The sequence below is a fragment of the Nonomuraea sp. NPDC005983 genome (genome assembly GCF_040614375.1).
Taxonomy (GTDB): Bacteria; Actinomycetota; Actinomycetes; order Streptosporangiales; family Streptosporangiaceae; genus Nonomuraea.
This window is the reverse complement of the sequence record NZ_JBEXUP010000084.1, coordinates 1-16302: the sequence shown is the minus strand read 5'-3', so window position 1 is coordinate 16302 and position 16302 is coordinate 1. Positions and strand designations below refer to the sequence as shown.

17 protein-coding genes are annotated in these 16302 nt (G+C 70.1%); 9 read left to right on the top strand and 8 right to left on the bottom strand.

Translation table 11 applies throughout. The features are described 5' to 3' along the window. Both ABZ297_RS30345 and ABZ297_RS30340 read left to right on the top strand, forming a co-directional pair. On the top strand, nt 1–192 hold the full coding sequence (locus ABZ297_RS30345) for a hypothetical protein (protein WP_355352930.1): 192 nt from the start codon (nt 1–3) through the stop codon (nt 190–192). A gap of 132 nt (nt 193–324) precedes the next feature. Next, the gene (locus ABZ297_RS30340; RefSeq protein ID WP_355352927.1) at nt 325–1464 is read left to right on the top strand and encodes a cystathionine gamma-synthase; all 1140 of its coding nucleotides are present in this window, start codon (nt 325–327) and stop codon (nt 1462–1464) included. On the opposite strand, the gene ABZ297_RS30335 is transcribed toward ABZ297_RS30340, so the two are convergent. After that, entirely contained in the window at nt 1461–1892 is a 432-nt protein-coding gene (locus tag ABZ297_RS30335; RefSeq protein WP_355352924.1) for a DUF2269 family protein, read from the bottom strand. The two genes, ABZ297_RS30340 and ABZ297_RS30335, sit on opposite strands and share 4 nt — an antisense overlap. A gap of 10 nt (nt 1893–1902) precedes the next feature. Then, complete coding sequence (locus ABZ297_RS30330) at nt 1903–2028, bottom strand: hypothetical protein (RefSeq protein ID WP_350807562.1); 126 nt, start codon at nt 2026–2028, stop codon at nt 1903–1905. A 140-nt stretch (nt 2029–2168) separates the two neighbouring features. Here ABZ297_RS30330 and ABZ297_RS30325 point away from each other — a divergent pair, with 140 nt between their 5' ends. Further along, the gene (locus ABZ297_RS30325; protein WP_355352921.1) at nt 2169–2591 is read left to right on the top strand and encodes a DUF6292 family protein; all 423 of its coding nucleotides are present in this window, start codon (nt 2169–2171) and stop codon (nt 2589–2591) included. Between the two features lie 11 nt (nt 2592–2602). On the opposite strand, the gene ABZ297_RS30320 is transcribed toward ABZ297_RS30325, so the two are convergent. The 3 genes from ABZ297_RS30320 to ABZ297_RS30310 form a co-directional block, all read right to left on the bottom strand. Next, on the bottom strand, nt 2603–4573 hold the full coding sequence (locus ABZ297_RS30320; protein WP_355352989.1) for a hypothetical protein: 1971 nt from the start codon (nt 4571–4573) through the stop codon (nt 2603–2605). A gap of 30 nt (nt 4574–4603) precedes the next feature. Next, complete coding sequence (locus ABZ297_RS30315) at nt 4604–5332, bottom strand: hypothetical protein (RefSeq protein WP_355352918.1); 729 nt, start codon at nt 5330–5332, stop codon at nt 4604–4606. A 64-nt stretch (nt 5333–5396) separates the two neighbouring features. After that, entirely contained in the window at nt 5397–6788 is a 1392-nt protein-coding gene (locus ABZ297_RS30310) for a sigma 54-interacting transcriptional regulator (protein ID WP_355352915.1), read from the bottom strand. A gap of 169 nt (nt 6789–6957) precedes the next feature. On the opposite strand from ABZ297_RS30310, the gene ABZ297_RS30305 reads away from it, so the two are divergent. The 4 genes from ABZ297_RS30305 to ABZ297_RS30290 all read left to right on the top strand — a co-directional run bounded on the left by ABZ297_RS30305 (nt 6958) and on the right by ABZ297_RS30290 (nt 10380). Further along, the gene (locus ABZ297_RS30305) at nt 6958–8133 is read left to right on the top strand and encodes an FIST N-terminal domain-containing protein (RefSeq protein WP_355352912.1); all 1176 of its coding nucleotides are present in this window, start codon (nt 6958–6960) and stop codon (nt 8131–8133) included. Further along, entirely contained in the window at nt 8130–9083 is a 954-nt protein-coding gene (locus tag ABZ297_RS30300) for an ROK family protein (RefSeq protein WP_355352909.1), read from the top strand. Before ABZ297_RS30305 ends, ABZ297_RS30300 begins: the two co-directional genes overlap by 4 nt. An 89-nt stretch (nt 9084–9172) precedes the next feature. Then, the gene (locus ABZ297_RS30295) at nt 9173–9736 is read left to right on the top strand and encodes a sigma-70 family RNA polymerase sigma factor (RefSeq protein ID WP_355352906.1); all 564 of its coding nucleotides are present in this window, start codon (nt 9173–9175) and stop codon (nt 9734–9736) included. Then, entirely contained in the window at nt 9733–10380 is a 648-nt protein-coding gene (locus ABZ297_RS30290; RefSeq protein WP_355352903.1) for a hypothetical protein, read from the top strand. The genes ABZ297_RS30295 and ABZ297_RS30290 overlap by 4 nt, the downstream gene beginning before the upstream one ends. Nucleotides 10381–10438: 58 nt before the next feature. Here ABZ297_RS30290 and ABZ297_RS30285 read toward each other — a convergent pair whose 3' ends face one another. After that, nucleotides 10439–11884, bottom strand: coding sequence for a M1 family metallopeptidase (locus ABZ297_RS30285; RefSeq protein WP_355352900.1), 1446 nt, complete (start codon nt 11882–11884; stop codon nt 10439–10441). Between the two features lie 159 nt (nt 11885–12043). Then, nucleotides 12044–13153 carry a 4-hydroxyphenylpyruvate dioxygenase gene (gene hppD / locus ABZ297_RS30280; RefSeq protein ID WP_355352897.1) on the bottom strand — a complete coding sequence of 370 codons (1110 nt, stop codon included), beginning with the start codon at nt 13151–13153 and terminating at the stop codon, nt 12044–12046. A 103-nt stretch (nt 13154–13256) separates the two neighbouring features. On the opposite strand from hppD, the gene ABZ297_RS30275 reads away from it, so the two are divergent. Further along, nucleotides 13257–13736 (top strand): Lrp/AsnC family transcriptional regulator, encoded by a 480-nt coding sequence (locus ABZ297_RS30275; RefSeq protein WP_355352894.1) that lies wholly within the window; start codon nt 13257–13259, stop codon nt 13734–13736. Between the two features lie 213 nt (nt 13737–13949). Beyond that, complete coding sequence (locus tag ABZ297_RS30270; RefSeq protein ID WP_355352891.1) at nt 13950–15962, top strand: transglycosylase domain-containing protein; 2013 nt, start codon at nt 13950–13952, stop codon at nt 15960–15962. A gap of 21 nt (nt 15963–15983) precedes the next feature. Here the strand turns inward: ABZ297_RS30270 and ABZ297_RS30265 are convergent, their stop codons facing one another. Next, nucleotides 15984–16238, bottom strand: a complete 255-nt coding sequence (locus ABZ297_RS30265) for a hypothetical protein (protein WP_355352888.1) — start codon at nt 16236–16238, stop codon at nt 15984–15986. Nucleotides 16239–16302 lie beyond the last annotated feature (64 nt).

Sequence of the window (16302 nt, the reverse complement as noted above, 5' to 3'; positions counted from 1 at the left end):
ATGATTGTCATCGGGTTCACGTTGCTGGCCGTCGGACTGGTCGTCGGGGTGCTGCTGGCGGTGGCCGACCCCGTGCTGCTCTCGCGTATCAACGGAGAGCACGCGCAGGGCGAGAGCGGCCGCCACATCCACGGCGCGGACGTTGTGAGGCTGGCCCGCCGCGAGGAGCGGCACGAGCCTAGGGCAGCCTGATCCTGACGGGCTCGCGCACCAGGGGCATGGCCGTGCGAGCCGATGGGCGCCGTTGGGGAACGTGCGCCCGGTCGAGGGCCCGCGATCCGTTGGGGAACGGATCGCGGGCCGCTTTCGGTTACCGTGGGCGCTATGACCAATGGTTTTGAAACCCTGGCGATCCACGCAGGTCAGGAGCCCGATCCGCTGACCGGTGCGGTGGTGCCCCCGATCTACGCGACGTCCACCTACAAGCAGGATGGCGTGGGCGGCCTGCGTTCCGGATACGAGTACAGCCGGTCGGCCAATCCGACCAGAACGGCGCTGGAAGAGGCGCTGGCGGCGGTGGAGGGCGGGGTGCGCGGACTGGCGTTCGCGTCCGGCCTGGCGGCCGAGGACACCCTGCTGCGCACGGTGTGCAAGCCGCAGGACCACGTCATCATCCCGAACGACGCCTACGGCGGGACGTACCGGCTGTTCTCCAAGGTGAACAGCCGCTGGGGCCTGCGCTTCGACCCGGTGCCGCTGGGCGACCTCGACGCCGTCGCCGGGGCCATGACCCAGAAGACGAAGATCGTCTGGGTGGAGACGCCGACGAACCCGCTGCTCGGCGTCGCCGACATCGCGGCCCTGGCCCAGCTCGCCCACGACAACGGGGCGCTGCTGGTGGTCGACAACACCTTCGCCTCGCCGTACCTGCAGCAGCCGCTGGCGCTCGGCGCCGACGTGGTCGTCCACTCCACGACCAAGTACGTCGGCGGCCACTCGGACGTGGTCGGCGGCGCGCTGGTGGTGTCCGACAAGGGCCTCGGCGACGAACTGGCCTATCACCAGAACGCGATGGGCGCGGTGGCGGGCCCGTTCGACGCCTGGTTGACGCTGCGCGGGCTCAAGACCCTCGGCGTCCGCATGGACCGCCACTGCGACAACGCGGAGAGGGTCGTCGACCTGCTGCTCGCGCACCCACGCGTGACCCAGGTGCTCTACCCGGGCCTGGCCGAGCACGCCGGGCACGAGGTGGCCGCCAAGCAGATGAAGCGGTTCGGTGGCATGGTGTCGTTCCGGGTGTCGGGCGGCGAGGAAGAGGCCGTCGCGGTCTGCAACAGGGCGAAGCTGTTCACCCTGGGCGAGTCGCTGGGCGGTGTCGAGTCGCTGATCGAGCACCCGGGCCGGATGACGCACGCCTCGGCGGCGGGTTCACCGCTCGAGGTGCCCGCCGACCTGGTGCGGCTGTCGGTCGGCATCGAGACGATCGACGACCTGCTGGCCGACCTGACCCAGGCGCTCGGCTAGCGCGGCACCACCATCAGGAACAGGATCACCAGCCAGATCACCGACAGCAGGCCGCTGATGGCGGCGATCCGGCCGAGCTGCGCCTTCGCGTCGTCGTCCGCGCTCTCGTTGTCGAGCGTGCGGACGGCGCTGCGCAGGTCGCGGTCGATGATGACGATCAGCACGGCGGCCACGATGAACAGCGTCATCGACGCCGTCATGTACCACTTGCCGAGCAGCCCGCCGCCGAGGACCACGCCGAGCGCCACCCCGAACACCAGCACGCCCAGCGCGCCGACGGCGTAGATACGGGTGGTGCGCTGGACGAAGCGCAGCACGGGCACGTTCTTGTTGCGGATGGCGCGCGGCGCGGCCATCGTCACCGCCGTGAGCGGGCCGACGGTGAAGATGGCGAAGGCGATGTGCAGCCAGAGAAGCAGGGACGACATGCCGCAGAGACTAGTCTCCGACGATCTCGCCCGGCGTCTCGACACCCTCATTGCGCTTCGAGGAGCAGCGCATGACCAGCTCGGTGGCCGCGACGGCGACCACCATCAGCACGATCAAAAGAATCATGGCAATCATGGAGCTCCCCTCCTTCCCCGTGTCGGACGTAAATATCGTCCGTAATGACTAGACGCGCGTGCAACGGAATAAGTTCAGCGCGGGTATGGTTAGGCACCGTCCCTTTTTTCTTACCTTTTGGACACAAGGGGGTGCCGTCCATGGCCATCAGGCATGTCGAGCCGTACACCGACGAGTGGCTGCAGCAGCCGTCCTGCTATGTGCAGCGCGTCGTCGAGCTGCTCGGAGCCGAGGTCGGCGGCTGGTGGGAGGGCCCCTGCGATCCGCGTGACGCGACCGTCCACCTGTCCGACGGCAGCGCGCTCGTCTGGGACGAGGAGAGCGGCTGGCGGCTCGGCCGGTTCGTCTCCGGCGGCCGGGGCGAGCACACCGAACTCTCCGGGGTCCGCTACCTCGGCCACGGGCTGCTGCCCAGGCCGGAGCGGGTGCCCGCGGCGCTGGCCGACGCCCGCGCGGGCGTGGGCGCCAGCACCGCCTGGCGCCCCTGCTACCGCTCGCACCGCAACTGCCGCGACGGCTTCGACGTCGCGCTCACCTTCTACGCCGGCCTCGTCGACGCCTGACGCTCCCGCCTCTAGCGGGCGCGGCGCAGCCGCAGGAAGTCGCTGACCACGTACTCGCCGAGCCGTTCCGCGCTCGGGCTGAAGACGCGCCCGCCGTTCCTGCGGGCCACCTCGTCGACGAACTCCTTGAGCCGGTCGTCGGCGGCCAGCATGAAGATGTTGATGGTCGCCCTGCGCCGGGTCATCTTGTCGACCTCGGCCAGGGTGAGCTCCAGCGTCTCGTGCGACGGCGGCCATTCGAACGCCGAGCGCCCGTCGCGCATCAGGTGGGCCGTCGGCTCGCCGTCGGTGACCACGAGCACCACCGGCTCGAAGTCGGGGTGCCGGTCGAGGTGGCGTCCGGCGATCAGCAGCGCGTGGTGCAGGTTCGTCCCCTGGACCATGTCCCAGTCGAGGCCGGCCAGCTCGTCGGGCTGGAGCACCCGTGCGTAGTTCGAGAAGCCGATGATCTGCACGGCGTCCTGCGGGAACTTGGACGCGACCAGCGCCTGCAGGGCCAGCGCCGTCTGCTTGGCGGCGGCCCAGGTGCCGCGCAGCGCCATCGAGTACGACAGGTCCACCAGCAGGCAGACGGCCGCGGCGGTGCGCCGCTCGGTCTCGGCCACCTCGAAGTCGTCGACCGACAGCCGCACCGCGGTCGAGCCCGCGCGCACCCCGCCGTTGCGCAGTCCGCCGTTGCGCACGCCGTTGACAAGAGTGCGAACCACGTCGATCGGCTGCTCGTCGCCGAACCGCCACGGCCGGGACGACCCGGTCAGCTCTCCGGCGGCGCCCGCGTCGTGCTGGTCGTGGTCGCCGCGCCGGCCCGTGTCGAGTGAGGAGAACACCCGGCGCAGGGCCGTCTCGCCGAGCCGCCGCACCGCCTTGGGGGTCAGCTCCAGCTTGCCGCGGCGGCGCAGCAGGTAGCCCTGCTCCTCCAGCTCGCGCTCGATGCGCCTGAGCGCCTCCAGGTCGTCGACGGCCGAGCGGCCGAGCGCGCGGCGCACCGCGGCCTCGTCGATGTCGTCGATCCTGGCCCCCGGGTAGTCCTGGCGTAGCGCCGACTCCAGCTGCGTGAGGTCGGCCAGCTCCTCCAGCGCGGTGACGGCGTCGCCCATCCCCATGGGCTCGTCGCCCGCCATCCGCTCCGGGGTGTCCCAGGCGAGGTCGGGGCGGCGGGCGTGGAGCGCCTCGCCGAGCCGCCGCATCTGCTCCGACAGCCCGGCCTGTTCGAGCGTCTGGTTGATCAGGTTGCTGAGCTCCTCGCGCTGGCGCGGGGTCATCGAGGCGAGCATGCGCTGCGTGGCGGCGGCGCGCCGGGCCAGGATGTCGACCAGCTCGTCGAGCGTGCGCGGCTTCTCGGGGAAGAGATCGCCGTACTTGCCGATGAACGCGTCGAAATCGGCCTGCGTGTGCTCGCCCCTGGCGTCCTTGTCCAGCATGTCGTTCAGGTCGGACATCATCTGGCGGACCCGCTCCATCGCGGCCGGGTCGGGGTTGGCCAGGGCCTCGCGCAAGCCCCTGAACTGGGTGTCGAGCACCTCGCGCCGCAGCAGGTCGCGCAGCTCCTCGAAGGTCTGCCTGGCCGCCGCGGAGCGCCAGTCGTAGGAGCTCAGCTCCTGGATGGCGCTCGCGGTGTCGTCGGGCAGCGCGTCGAGCTCGCTCTCGCGCAGCCTGGCGTCGTCGGACGGGTCGGGGAACAGCTCGGCCCGCTCCTGCCCGATGGCCTTGTCGAGCAGCGCCCTGGCCCGCTCCAGCGGGCCGTCGAGCCTGCCGCTCTCGCGCAGCTCCCTGCGCCGCCGCCGGACCTCTCTGAGCATGTCGTCGAGGCCCTGGCGGTCCTGGGCGCCGGGCAGCCCTCGCCTGAGCAGGTCACGCAGGGCGTGGACCGGGGTGGACCCGGACAGGATCGCGTCGCCCATCTCGTCGAGTGCCGCCCGCACGTCGTACGGCGGGGCGAGGGGGTCGGGGCCGTCGTGGAACTCGCCATAGCGGTAGGCCATCACGGAACCACGCTAACCCGACTTGCCCGGTTACGCGGCGACATATACCTCCCACACCTGATTGATCTCGCCGACGCCGGGCACGTACTCGATCTGTGCCAGGACGGGGTGGTCCGCCGTCTTCAGCACCTGGGTGAGGTCCGCCGCCGAGCACGCCTTCTTGCCGAGGCCGCGCTTGTCGGCGTTGACCGGCTTGCCCGCCAGCCAGCCGTCGGAGCAGCGGGCGGTGGTGCGGCTGAAGCTCGCGGCGTGGGTGTAGCCGAGCTTGACGGTCCGGCCACCTGTGGTGAACAGCACCGTCGAGTCGCCGGCGCGCCGGATCGTGCCGCGGGCGGTGGCCGGGTCGGGCCAGGTCGAGAGGATCTCGCTGACCTTCACCGCCTTGCCGCCGCTGTACTCGACGCGGACGGCGGAGGGGCCCTGCGCCAGCGTCTCGGTCAGATCGCCCGTCTTGCAGCGGGTGGTGCCGAGGCCGTTGCGGTCGATGGCGACCTTGCCCTCGGTCTCCTTCAGGTCGCAGGCCACGGTCACCCTGCGGTACGACGCCCGACCGTAGTCGAGCCGCAACTCCTTGGCGTCGCGGACGGCCGTGAGCTTGTGCAGGGGCTTGCGGTAGGTGGCGGTGGCGGGCGTCAGGCGCAGCCCGGTGCTGCCGTCGCTCCACGCGTAGCCGAACGCCACCTTCGTGGTGGCGGCTTGTGCGGGCACGGCGAGGCCACCTAGGGCCAGGACGGCGGTGGCGCAGACGAGCAGGCGCATGGGACGGTCTCCCCCCGACGAAGTGATCTGACAGTCACTTTGACGCGCGAGACCGCCCGCTTGTTCACGTCCGGTAGACGCTTACCCCGTCCATGTCCTCCTTTGACAGGCGGCGCATGAGGTACAGGCCCTCCATGGCGAACTCGAGCGCCGCCGCGGCGTGACCGGGGGACTCGTCGCCCGCGCCCATGCCGAGCCTTGACATGATCTTGGAGAGACCGTCGACGGGACCGATCCGGCGCAGCAGCTCGGTGGCGGGCACCAGCTCGCCCGACTCCACCTGGTTGCCCTCGGCGAACTTGTCGGTCAGCGCCGACAGGTCGTGGCCGCCCAGGCGGGTCCTGAACGTCTCGGCGGTGGCCCTGCGCAGCAGGTGGGCGAGGATCTCGGTCTCCCTGCCCTCCTCGCTGACCTCGAACTCCACCTTCCCGCGCAGGCTGTGGACGACGCCGGGCAGGTCGCAGACGCGGGTGACGGCCTGCTCCTCGCCGCTGATGGCGGCCCTGCGCACGGCCGAGGCCGACGCGGTCTCGGCCGCCGCGATCGAGAAGCGCGCCGACACGCCGGAGCGCGCGTCGACCGCCGTGGACTCGCGGACCAGCCGGGTGAACCTGGCGATCACCTCGACCAGGTGCTCGGGAACGTCGGCGCCGATGTCGGGCATCGACTCCTGGCGGATGAGGGTGAGCTCGTCCTCGATCGTCAGCGGATAGTGGGTGCGGATCTCCGCGCCGAAGCGGTCCTTCAGCGGGGTGATGATCCGTCCCCGGTTGGTGTAGTCCTCGGGGTTGGCGCTGGCGATGAGCAGGATGTCGAGCGGCAGGCGCAGGTTGTAGCCGCGCACCTGGATGTCGCGCTCCTCCAGGACGTTCAGCAGCGACACCTGGATGCGCTCGGCCAGGTCGGGCAGCTCGTTGACGGAGAACACGCCGCGGTTGGTGCGCGGGACCAGCCCGTAGTGGACGGTCTCGGGGTCGCCGAGGGTGCGCCCCTCCGCGATCTTGATCGGGTCGACGTCGCCGATCAGGTCGCCGACCGAGGTGTCGGGCGTGGCGAGCTTCTCGCCGTAGCGCTCGTCGCGGTGCTTCCAGGACACGGGCAGCTCGTCACCCAGCTCCCGCGCCAGCGCCTTGCACCGCGTGCAGGCGGGCGCGTACGGGTGGTCGTTGATCTCGCATCCGTCGACGACCGGGGTCCACTCGTCGAGCAGGGACGTGACGGTGCGGATGAGCCGGGTCTTGCCCTGGCCGCGCTCGCCGAGGAGGACCAGGTCGTGCCCGGCCAGCAGCGCCCGTTCCAGGTGGGGGAGGACGGAGTCGTCGAACCCCACGATGCCGGGAAAACGAGGCTCACCCGCCCGTAGCTTGGCCAGCAGGTTCTCGCGGACCTCTGCCTTGACGATGCGATATACGTGGCCGCTCTCGCGCAGCTCGCGGAGAATACTGGGCTGATGCACGGGAACGAGACTACGTCCCCCGCGCGGAATGTGGCAGACAGTTTTACATCTGGACGAGATTCCAGATCTTGGCGATTCGTGACGATTCGTGCGCGTGCTTGTCCTTCTAGTGGGGAGAATCGGGCCTGAGGAACGTTGACCTGCGGAGGAGGCGAAACAGGTGGCACTTATGACGAGCCGCTTCGCCGACGGCCTCGCCGTGCGCTCCGATCTGGAGGAAGCGGCGGAGAGCGCGGTCGGGCAGGCCCTGTCGAGGCTCGGCGGCCGAGCCGACCTGGTCTGCTTCTTCATCTGCGGCGAAGACCCCGACGATGTCAGCCGCGCGGGGCAGCGGGCCATGCGCATGGCGCCCGACGCGCACGTGATCGGCTGCAGCGCCACCGGCGTCATCGGCGACGGTCAGGGAGTGGAACTGGCCTCCGCCGTGAGCGCCTGGGCGGCGACGCTCGACGGCGCCCGGCTGACCACGTTCGCCCTGGAGACGCTGACGGCCGAGGACCGGTTCGTGGTGGCGGGGCTGCCCGAGCGCGGCGCCGACGACCACGTGGCGATCCTGCTGGCAGACCCGTACACGTTCCCGACGGACGCGTTCGTGGAGCGCTCCGTGGACGTGCTCGGCGACCTGCCGCTGATCGGCGGCCTGGCCAACGGGCTGCAGGGCCGTGGCTCCGTCCGGCTGTTCGCCGACGGCGAGGTCTACACCGAAGGGGCCATCGGCGTGCTGCTGAGCGGCCCCATCCACGTCAGCACCGTGGTCAGCCAGGGCTGCCGGCCCATCGGGCCGTCCATGGTCGTCACCCGGGCCGAGGAGAACCTGCTGCTGGAACTGGCGGGTCAGCCCGCGCTGGCCCGGCTGGAGGACATCGTCACCGAGCTGGACGAGGACGACCGCGAACTGGTCGCGTCCGGGCTGCAGATCGGCGTGGCCATGGACGAGTACGCCGAGCGGCACGAACGCGGCGACTTCCTGATCAGGGGGGTGATCGGCATCGACCCCGAGCGGGAGGCCGTGGCCATCGGCGACGTGGTCGAGATCGGCAGGACCGTCCGCTTCCAGGTGCGCGACGCCGCCACCGCCGACGAGGACCTGTACGACCTGCTCGACGCCCACCGTGAGGAGCTGGGCAAGGTGGAGGGCGCGCTGCTGTTCTCCTGCAACGGACGGGGCTCGGCGATGTTCGGCACCGCCGACCACGACCCGGTCGCGCTGCGCGACACGCTCGGCCCGATCGGCATGGCCGGCTTCTTCGCCGCGGGCGAGGTCGGGCCGGTGGCCGGGCACAATCACGTGCACGGCTTCACCGCCTCCGTGCTGGTGTTCTCGTCCGCCGCGGCGGGCCAGTGATCCTCGCGATCGACGTCGGCGGCACCAAGATGGCCGCCGGGCTGGTGAGCCGCGACGGGACGGTGACCGCCTCAGCGCGCACCGCGACCCCGCAGGACGCCGACGCGGAGACCCTGTGGAAGACGCTCGTGCGGCTGGTCGAGCCCTTCGCCGACGGCGTCGAAGGGGTGGGCGTGGGCTGCGGGGGGCCGATGACGTGGCCCGAGGGGGAGGTCTCGCCGCTCAACATTCCCGGCTGGCGCGGCTTCCCGCTGCGCGCCAGGCTGGCCGAGCGCTTGCCCGGCGTCCCGGTGCGCGTCCACAACGACGCGATCTGTCTCGCGCTGGCCGAGCACTGGCAGGGGGCCGGGCGGGGCAGCCGGGACATGCTCGGCATGGTCGTCTCCACGGGCGTGGGCGGCGGCCTCATCCTCGGCGGACGGCTGGTCAACGGCGGCACCGGCAACGCCGGGCACATCGGCCACGTCGTGGTCGAACCGGTGGGCGGACCACCCTGCGGCTGCGGCGGGCACGGATGCCTGGAGGCCGTCGCGAGAGGCCCGGCCCTGGCCGCCTGGGCCCAGGCTCAGGGCTGGGTGCCTGACCGGCCTCTCAGCGTGGTGGGCGACGGCGTGGACGTGCTGCCGTACCTGGAGGACCGGGCCGTCACCGGGCGCAAGCTCGCGGCCGACGCGTGGGCCGGTGACGCGGTGGCGCTGTCGGCGATGCGGCGGGCGGGGCGGGCGCTCGGCGTCGCGATCGCGTCCGCCACCCACCTGTGCGACCTGGAGCTGGTCACGATCGGCGGCGGGCTGTCGCAGGCGGGCGAGCTGCTGTTCGGGCCGCTGGAGGAGGCGCTGCGCGAGCACGCCAGGATGGAGTTCGCCGCCCGGGTCCGGGTCGTCCCCGCGGCCCTGGGCCAGGAGGCCGGGCTGGTCGGCGCCGCGGCCCTGATCGTCCGCGACCACTAGCCGGGCCGTACGCGTGGCCGGGCTGTCTTGTAACGCTTCGCCGAGCTTCGTCCAAGCAGGGATGTAGATCGACGAAGGGAGCACGGCCGGTGCGTCGCAAACAGGCGGAGATCGCCACGGATCCCGTGGCGTTCGAAGCGTTCTACCGGCGGCACGTCGAGGCGGTCACGCGTTTCCTCGCCCGCCGGGTGGACGACCCGCACACGGTCGCCGACCTGGTCGCGGAGGTGTTCGTCGCAGTGCTCGACTCGGCTCACACCTACCGTTCCGGGCTGGGCAGCGAGATCGCCTGGCTGTACGGCGTGGCACGCAACACCCTCTCGGCCGAGCGGCGCCGGGCGTTCAGGGAGTCCCGGCTGGCCGACCGCGTGGGCGGGCGGCGGCTGCTGGACGCCGACGACGTCGCCAGGATGGAGGAGCGCATCGACGCGGCAGAACCCGCACGGCGGGCCTTCGAGGCCATGGCCGGATTACCCGAGGGTGAGCGCGCCGTGCTCGAACTGGTCGCCATCGACCAGCTCACGGTCACGGAGGCCGCGGCCGCTCTCGGCATCCGGCAGGGGACCGCCAGGGTCAGACTGCACCGTGCCCGCCAGACCGCCCGCCAGACGCTCAAGGACGTGCCCCTCGTCATGGAAGGAACAACCCGATGAGTTTCGAGGAGCGCCTGCTGATGGAACTGAAGACAGAGATCGCCTCGCGCCAGGCGAAGCGCCGCCGCTTCACCGGCCGCCGCCTGTTCGCGGGGGCGGCGGTGGCCGGGCTGGCCGCGGCGGCCGCGATCGCCGTGCCGCTGCTGACCGGCTCGGAGACCCCGGCGTACGCGGTGACCAAGAACGGCGACGGGACGATCCGCGTCCAGATCAACGAGTTCAGGGACGCCGACCAGCTGGAGACCGACCTCAAGAAGCTGGGCGTCACGGCCGACGTGACCTACATCAAGCCCGGCAAACGGTGCGAGCCGTCGAGAGGGCAGGTCATCGGAGAAAAGACCTCCGACAAGAACGCACCTCGCGAGGAGGTCTTGAAGGCCATGAGGGAGAGCACGTCCTACAAGGCGGTCCACATGCGTGACGGGGGCGCGGACATCGATCCCTCATACGTCAAGCCGGGGCAGACCCTGGTGATGGAGTTCACCGAGAACGAGGACCAGACGTCCGGGCCGGAGAAGCCGCGCGTGCTCTGGCAGTTCGGCGGCTACGTGGTGCAGGGCCCGGTGAAGCCCTGCAAGATCATCGACGACCCGTCCTGGAACGACCTCGGGGGCCCCGAGGGGCAGCCGCCCGCCGGTAGCTGACGCTCCGGCGAGCGGCCCCGCGGAGAGGTACGGCCAGGCGCCGCCGTACCTCTTCGGGTCAGGTGACGGCGGGCTTCTTCGGCTGGAAGAGCCACGCGTCGAACAGCGGCTTCAGGTCCTTGCCCGAGAGCTGCTCCGCCAGCGCGATGAACTCATCCGTGGTGACATTTCCGTACTTGTGCTGCTCTGTCCACGTCTTCAGCAGCTTGAAGAACGTCGTGTCGCCGACCGACTTGCGCAGCGCGTGCAGCGTCATGCCGCCCCGCGTGTAGACCGAGTCGTTGAACAGGTCCTTCGGCACGGCGCGCCCCGGCGGGTACTTCCACATCGGGTCGGAGTCGGGACGGTCCAGGTACGCCCGGAACATGTCGTCGGCGCTCGTCTTGCCCGTGTGCTCGGACCACAGCCACTCGGCGTAGGTGGCGAAGCCCTCGTTGAGCCAGAGGTCCTTCCAGCGGCTGATGCTCAGGCTGTCGCCGAACCACTGGTGGGCCAGCTCGTGGGCGATGATGCCCTCGTCGGGCTGGAAACCGCCGTACAGCGGCTTGGTCTGGTTCTCCAGGGCGTACCCGGCCGGGTAGTTGTCGACGATGCCACCGGTCGAGGAGAACGGGTAGCGACCGAAGACCTTGCTCCAGTAGTCGGTGACCTGACCCGAGATCGTGTACAGCTTGTCGAGCGAGCTGCGGTACTTGGGATCGACGGCGGCCAGGTTCGGGATGCCCATCGGGGTGGTGCCCTTGCGGAGCTCGAACTTGCCGATCGTGGCGGTGGCCAGGTAGGTCGCCATCGGGTGCTTCTCGCGCCAGGCGAAGGTGGTGCGGCCCGCCTTGGTGGTGGGCGGCGTCACCATCTCGCCGTTGGCCAGCGCGGTCGTGCCCTCGGGCACGGTGATCGTGAAGTCGTAGGTGGCCTTGTCGGCCGGGTGGTCGTTCGAGGGGAACCAGGTCTTGGCCCCAGCCGGCTCGCAGGCGACGAACGCGCCGTCGGCGGTCGGGATGAAGCCGTACGTGCCGAGGTTGGAGGAATCCTTGATCGGCGCGGGGACGCCGGAGTAGGTCACCTTGACGGTGAAGTTCGCGCCCTTGGTGAGCGGCTTGGCCGGGACGACGGTGAGCTCGTCGTTCTTGCGGGAGAACGTGGCCTGCGTGTTGTCGACCGCGATCTGGCTCACCTCAAGCCCCGACAGGTCGAGGTTGAAGCTCGACAGCGCCTGGGTGGCGCTGGCCTGGATGGTCGCGACGCCGTCGAGGTGCTTGGTGGACGGCGTGTAGTCGATCGCCAACCCGTAGTGGGCCACGTCGTAGCCGCCGTTGCCGTCAAGCGGGAAGTCGGCGTCGCCGATTCCCGCTTCCCCCGCGGTCTTCGCCGGTGAGTGCGGCACGGGCGCCGCGGCGGCCCCATTGCTCGGCGAGCAGGCGATCACGCTCAGTAGCGCGGCGATCGGCGCGGCTGCGTAGTGCTTGAACCCCATGGACTCTGACTCCCCCTTCTGTCCGGGCATGCAGCCTATGACAAAAGAGCAGGTCAGACATCTATAACCAGAGCTTTGGCCACCTGATCACGCAGCGTGTCCGCCCGCGCCGGTCGAGCCGGATTCACAGTGCGCACAGGGATTGTGGCCACCTGTGACCATGGTGGCCACCATCACATTTGGGCAAAGTTAAAGATTTCCCCTGCGCTCCTGCTCGCGCTCGATCGCCTCGAACAGCGCCTTGAAGTTGCCCTTGCCGAAGCCGAGCGACCCGTGCCGCTCGATCAGCTCGAAGAACACCGTGGGCCGGTCCTGCACCGGCTTGGTGAAGATCTGCAGCAGATAGCCGTCCTCGTCCCTGTCGACGAGGATCCTGCGCTTCTTCAGCTCCTCGATCGGGGCTCGCACCTGACCGATGCGCTCGCGCAGCTCGGGGTCGTCGTAGTAGGAGTCGGGCGTGTCCAGGAAGCGCACGCCCGCGGCGCGCATGTGGTCGACCGTGGTCAGGATGTCGTTGGTGGCCAGCGCGATGTGCTGCACGCCGGGGCCGCCGTAGAAGTCGAGGTACTCGTCGATCTGCGACTTCTTGCGGCTGATCGCGGGCTCGTTCAGCGGGAACTTGACCTTGCGGGTGCCGTCGGCCACGACCTTCGACATCAGCGCCGAGTACTCGGTGGCGATGTCGTCGCCGACGAACTCCGCCATGTTCGTGAACCCCATCACGTTCTGGTAGAACGCCACCCACTCGTCCATCCTGCCGAGCTCGACGTTGCCCACGCAGTGGTCGACGGCCTGGAACAGGCGCCCGTTCCGCACGTCCGGCGAGGCGACGAGCGGTTCGGCGTCGACGTAGCCCGGCAGGTACCTGCCGCCGTAGTTGGACCTGTCGACCAGCGTGTGGCGGGTCTCGCCGTAGGTGGCGATGGCCGCGACGATGACCTTGCCGTGCTCGTCCTCCAACGTGGACGGCTCGGCCAGCCCGGTGGCCCCGTGCCTGACCGCGTGCTCGTACGCGGCCTCCACATCGGGCACCTCGATGGCCAGGTCGATCACACCGTCGCCGTGCTCGGCGACGTGCCGCGCCAGGTCGGTGCCCGGCCTGACCGAGGCCCTGAACTCGAATCTGGCGCTGCCCGAGGTCAGGACGTAGCCGACCTCGTCACGGCTGCCGTTCTCCGGCCCGCGGTAGGCGACCAGCCGCATGCCGAACGCGGACGAGTAGTAGTGGGCAGCCTGCTTGGCGTTGCCCACGGCGAACACCACGGCGTCCATGCCGTTAACCGGAAAGACATCACTCATGCCACTAACTCTCGATTTAGATGGACGAGTTGTGCAACAGTTACTTCGTCGAGTGGACAACATGCCCAGTGAAGCGGCGAAACCCCGGGAAGGTGTGTGCAGCATGACGATCGACCAGCTGGACGCCCGCCTGATCGCGCTCCTGGCCGCCGAGCCGAGGCTGGGCGTGCTGGAGTGCTCACGCCGGCTCAAAGTGGCCCGCGGCACCGTGCAGGCGCGGCTCGACCGGCTCCTCGCCCGGGGCGTGATCACCGGGTTCGGCCCCGACATCTCGCCCGCGGCGCTGGGCTACGACGTGACCGCGTTCGTCACCATGGAGATCCGGCAGGTCGCCGGGCACGACCCGGTCGCCGACAGGCTGGCGCACATTCCCGAGGTGCTGGAGGTCCACACGATCACCGGCGGCAGCGACCTGCTCTGCCGGGTGGTGGCGCGCACGAACTCCGATCTGCAGCGGGTCATCGATCAGATCGTCGAGGTTCAAGGGGTGCTCAGGACATCCTCAATCATCGCTCTTGACACTCCCGTTCCTTACCGAGTGTTGCCATTGGTCGCCGACGTCCCCCGCCGCCGGGAGGGCTAGCCGTACCATCGCTGAGGGACGAGGCACCGGAATCGATCGCCTAACCTTGACGTTTGCCCAGCTGGCGCGGGTTTAGCGGAGATGCGATCGGGGGGCGCGGTGCGGAGCGGTGGTGAGAAGGGCATGCGGAAACGGCGGGTTCTTCGCTTTCTGGTGATTGCTTGCGGCGCGGGGATCGTGATAGGCGCCACGCTTTTCGGAATCGCGTGGGCGATGACCCCGATTCCCGACAGCACCCAGAAGGAGGCCACCGCCCAGGGGTCGGTGATCTACTACCGCGACGGCAAGACCGTCCTCGCCAAGCAGGGCGTCAACCGCAAGAACGTGCCGCTCGCCAAGGTGCCGCAGCACGTCCGCGACGCCGTCATCGCCGCCGAGAACCGCTCGTTCTACGAGGACAGCGGCGTCTCGGTGAAGGGCACCGCGCGGGCCGTCTGGTCCACTCTCACCGGCCAGCAGCTCCAGGGCGGTTCGACGATCACCCAGCAGCTCGTCAGGAACTACTACAGCGGCCTGAGCCAGGAACGTTCCATAACGCGCAAGTTCAAAGAGATCCTGATCTCGATCAAGGTCGATCAGTCCAAGCCGAAGGACTGGGTGCTGGAGCAGTACCTCAACACGATCTACTTCGGCCGCGGCGCCAACGGCGTCGAGTCGGCCGCCCAGGCCTACTTCGGCAAGGACGTCGACAAGCTCACCGTGGCCGAGGGCGCCTACCTGGCCTCGGTGATCCAGCAGCCCAGCCGGTTCGCCGACCCCAAGGGCGCCGACCTGGCCGCCGTCCAGGCCCGCTGGAAGGGCGTGATCAACGCCATGGGCCAGACGGGGGCGCTCACCCCCGAGCAGGTGGCCGGCGAGACGTTCCCCACGCTCAAGTCCCCGAAGAAGCCCTTCGAGCTCAAGGGCCAGGGCCGGTACATGCTCGAACAGGTCACCGCGGAGCTGAACCGGCGCGGCTACACCGACGAGGACATCAGCAGCGGCGGCCTCAGGGTCGTCTCCACCTTCGACAAGAAGCTCATGGACGCCGCCGGGCGGGCCGTCAAGCAGGTGCTGCCCTCGGCCACGCCGAAGAAGGTGCGCACCGGGCTGGCCGCGGTGAACCCCGCCAACGGCGAGGTCGTCGCCTTCTACGGCGGCGACCCCGACAGGTCCCAGTACGACAACGCCTTCTCCGCCAAGGTGCAGGCGGGCTCCACGTTCAAGCCGTACACGCTGGCCACCGCGCTCAACAACGGGTTCGACCTGACGACCAGGGTGAACGGCAACTCGCCCATGCACGTCGCGTCCGACCCCGAGCACCCCATCCCGAACGACAGCGACCGCTCCTACGGTGAGATCGACCTGGTCGGCGCCACCCAGAACTCGGTCAACACCGCGTTCGTGGACCTCGGCCAGAAGGTCGGCCTGGACAAGGTCGCCAAGACGGCGGAGCAGGCGGGCATCCCGAAGGCGCAGATCCGGCCGCACCAGTCGGCCGCGTCGTTCCCGCTCGGCGTCGCCTCGGTGAGCGCCGTGCAGAACGCGTCCGGGTTCTCCACCTTCGCCAACGGGGGCGTCCACATGGAGGCGCACGTCGTCAAGTCGGTCACCAGGGCCGACGGCACCAAGCAGACGGTCAGGCCGGAGTCCAGGCAGGTGATCAGCAAGCAGGCGGCCGCCGACACCACGTTCGCGCTCCAGCAGGTCGTGAACTACGGGACGGGCAGCGCGGCCAGGCTCTACGACCGGCCGGTGGCCGGCAAGACCGGCACGACCGACCGCTCGAGGTCCGCGTGGTTCAACGGGTACGTCCCGCAGCTCGCGGTGGCGGTCGACATGTTCAGGGACGACAACAAGACCGTGGACATCCCCGGGTACGGCGTGCAGTTCGGCGGGCAGCTTCCGGCGCAGATCTGGCGGGCGTTCATGACCGAGGCCATGGCGGGCCAGGAGGTCGTGGACTTCCCGGAGCCGTCCGGCTACGGGTACCAGCCCGACTACCCGACCCCGGGCCCCAGCCAGCCCAGCCCTCAGCAGTCGCAGGACCCCGGCCCGTGGGACATGCCCACGCCCGACAGCACCGACCAGCCGTTCACCGAGCCGCCGACGCAGCGGCCCGACCGCAACAACCTGCCGGACATGCCGCAGCAGCAGCCGCAGAACGACAACCCGTCAACGGGCCGCCCGTCCGTGCCCACGGGGCCGCCCAACCGCGACCCCGGCGGGTTCCCACCTGGCCGCTAGCCAGGTGATCTCCCGCGTGGGTCACCCACCGGCCAGTTCGGCGCGCAGCGCCTCGGGGCTGGTGACCGGCGTGCGGCAGGCGAAGTTCCGGCACACGTAGGCGGCCGGTGCCCCGCCGATCGGCCCGCGCCCTTCCAGCAGGGCGGGCTCGCCGGTCTCGGTGGGCGTACCGGGGCCGAGGGCGACGACCAGGCCGGGGGCGGCGGCCAGCAGCGCCTCGCGGTGCAGCGCCCGGGTGCGCGGGTCGTCCGGCGGGCCGACGACGGCCACCTCCACCGGGCCCTACAGGGCCGCGCGGGCCACCGCCAGCCCCCACCCGGCTCACTGCCGCTGCGCGTGG

Excerpts from the sequence above, each read along its gene's own strand:
- ABZ297_RS30325 (WP_355352921.1), top strand. The coding sequence starts at position 2,169 with ATGGCCATCAGGCATGTCGAGCCGTACACCGACGAGTGGCTGCAGCAG.
- ABZ297_RS30345 (WP_355352930.1), top strand. The coding sequence starts at position 1 with ATGATTGTCATCGGGTTCACGTTGCTGGCCGTCGGACTGGTCGTCGGG.
- ABZ297_RS30315 (WP_355352918.1), bottom strand. The coding sequence starts at position 5,332 with ATGCGCCTGCTCGTCTGCGCCACCGCCGTCCTGGCCCTAGGTGGCCTC.
- ABZ297_RS30305 (WP_355352912.1), top strand. The coding sequence starts at position 6,958 with ATGACGAGCCGCTTCGCCGACGGCCTCGCCGTGCGCTCCGATCTGGAG.
- ABZ297_RS30275 (WP_355352894.1), top strand. The coding sequence starts at position 13,257 with ATGACGATCGACCAGCTGGACGCCCGCCTGATCGCGCTCCTGGCCGCC.
- hppD (WP_355352897.1), bottom strand. The coding sequence starts at position 13,153 with ATGAGTGATGTCTTTCCGGTTAACGGCATGGACGCCGTGGTGTTCGCC.
- ABZ297_RS30340 (WP_355352927.1), top strand. The coding sequence starts at position 325 with ATGACCAATGGTTTTGAAACCCTGGCGATCCACGCAGGTCAGGAGCCC.
- ABZ297_RS30320 (WP_355352989.1), bottom strand. The coding sequence starts at position 4,573 with ATGGCCTACCGCTATGGCGAGTTCCACGACGGCCCCGACCCCCTCGCC.
- ABZ297_RS30335 (WP_355352924.1), bottom strand. The coding sequence starts at position 1,892 with ATGTCGTCCCTGCTTCTCTGGCTGCACATCGCCTTCGCCATCTTCACC.
- ABZ297_RS30285 (WP_355352900.1), bottom strand. The coding sequence starts at position 11,884 with ATGCCCGGACAGAAGGGGGAGTCAGAGTCCATGGGGTTCAAGCACTAC.
- ABZ297_RS30330 (WP_350807562.1), bottom strand. The coding sequence starts at position 2,028 with ATGATTGCCATGATTCTTTTGATCGTGCTGATGGTGGTCGCCGTCGCG.
- ABZ297_RS30290 (WP_355352903.1), top strand. The coding sequence starts at position 9,733 with ATGAGTTTCGAGGAGCGCCTGCTGATGGAACTGAAGACAGAGATCGCC.
- ABZ297_RS30270 (WP_355352891.1), top strand. The coding sequence starts at position 13,950 with ATGACCCCGATTCCCGACAGCACCCAGAAGGAGGCCACCGCCCAGGGG.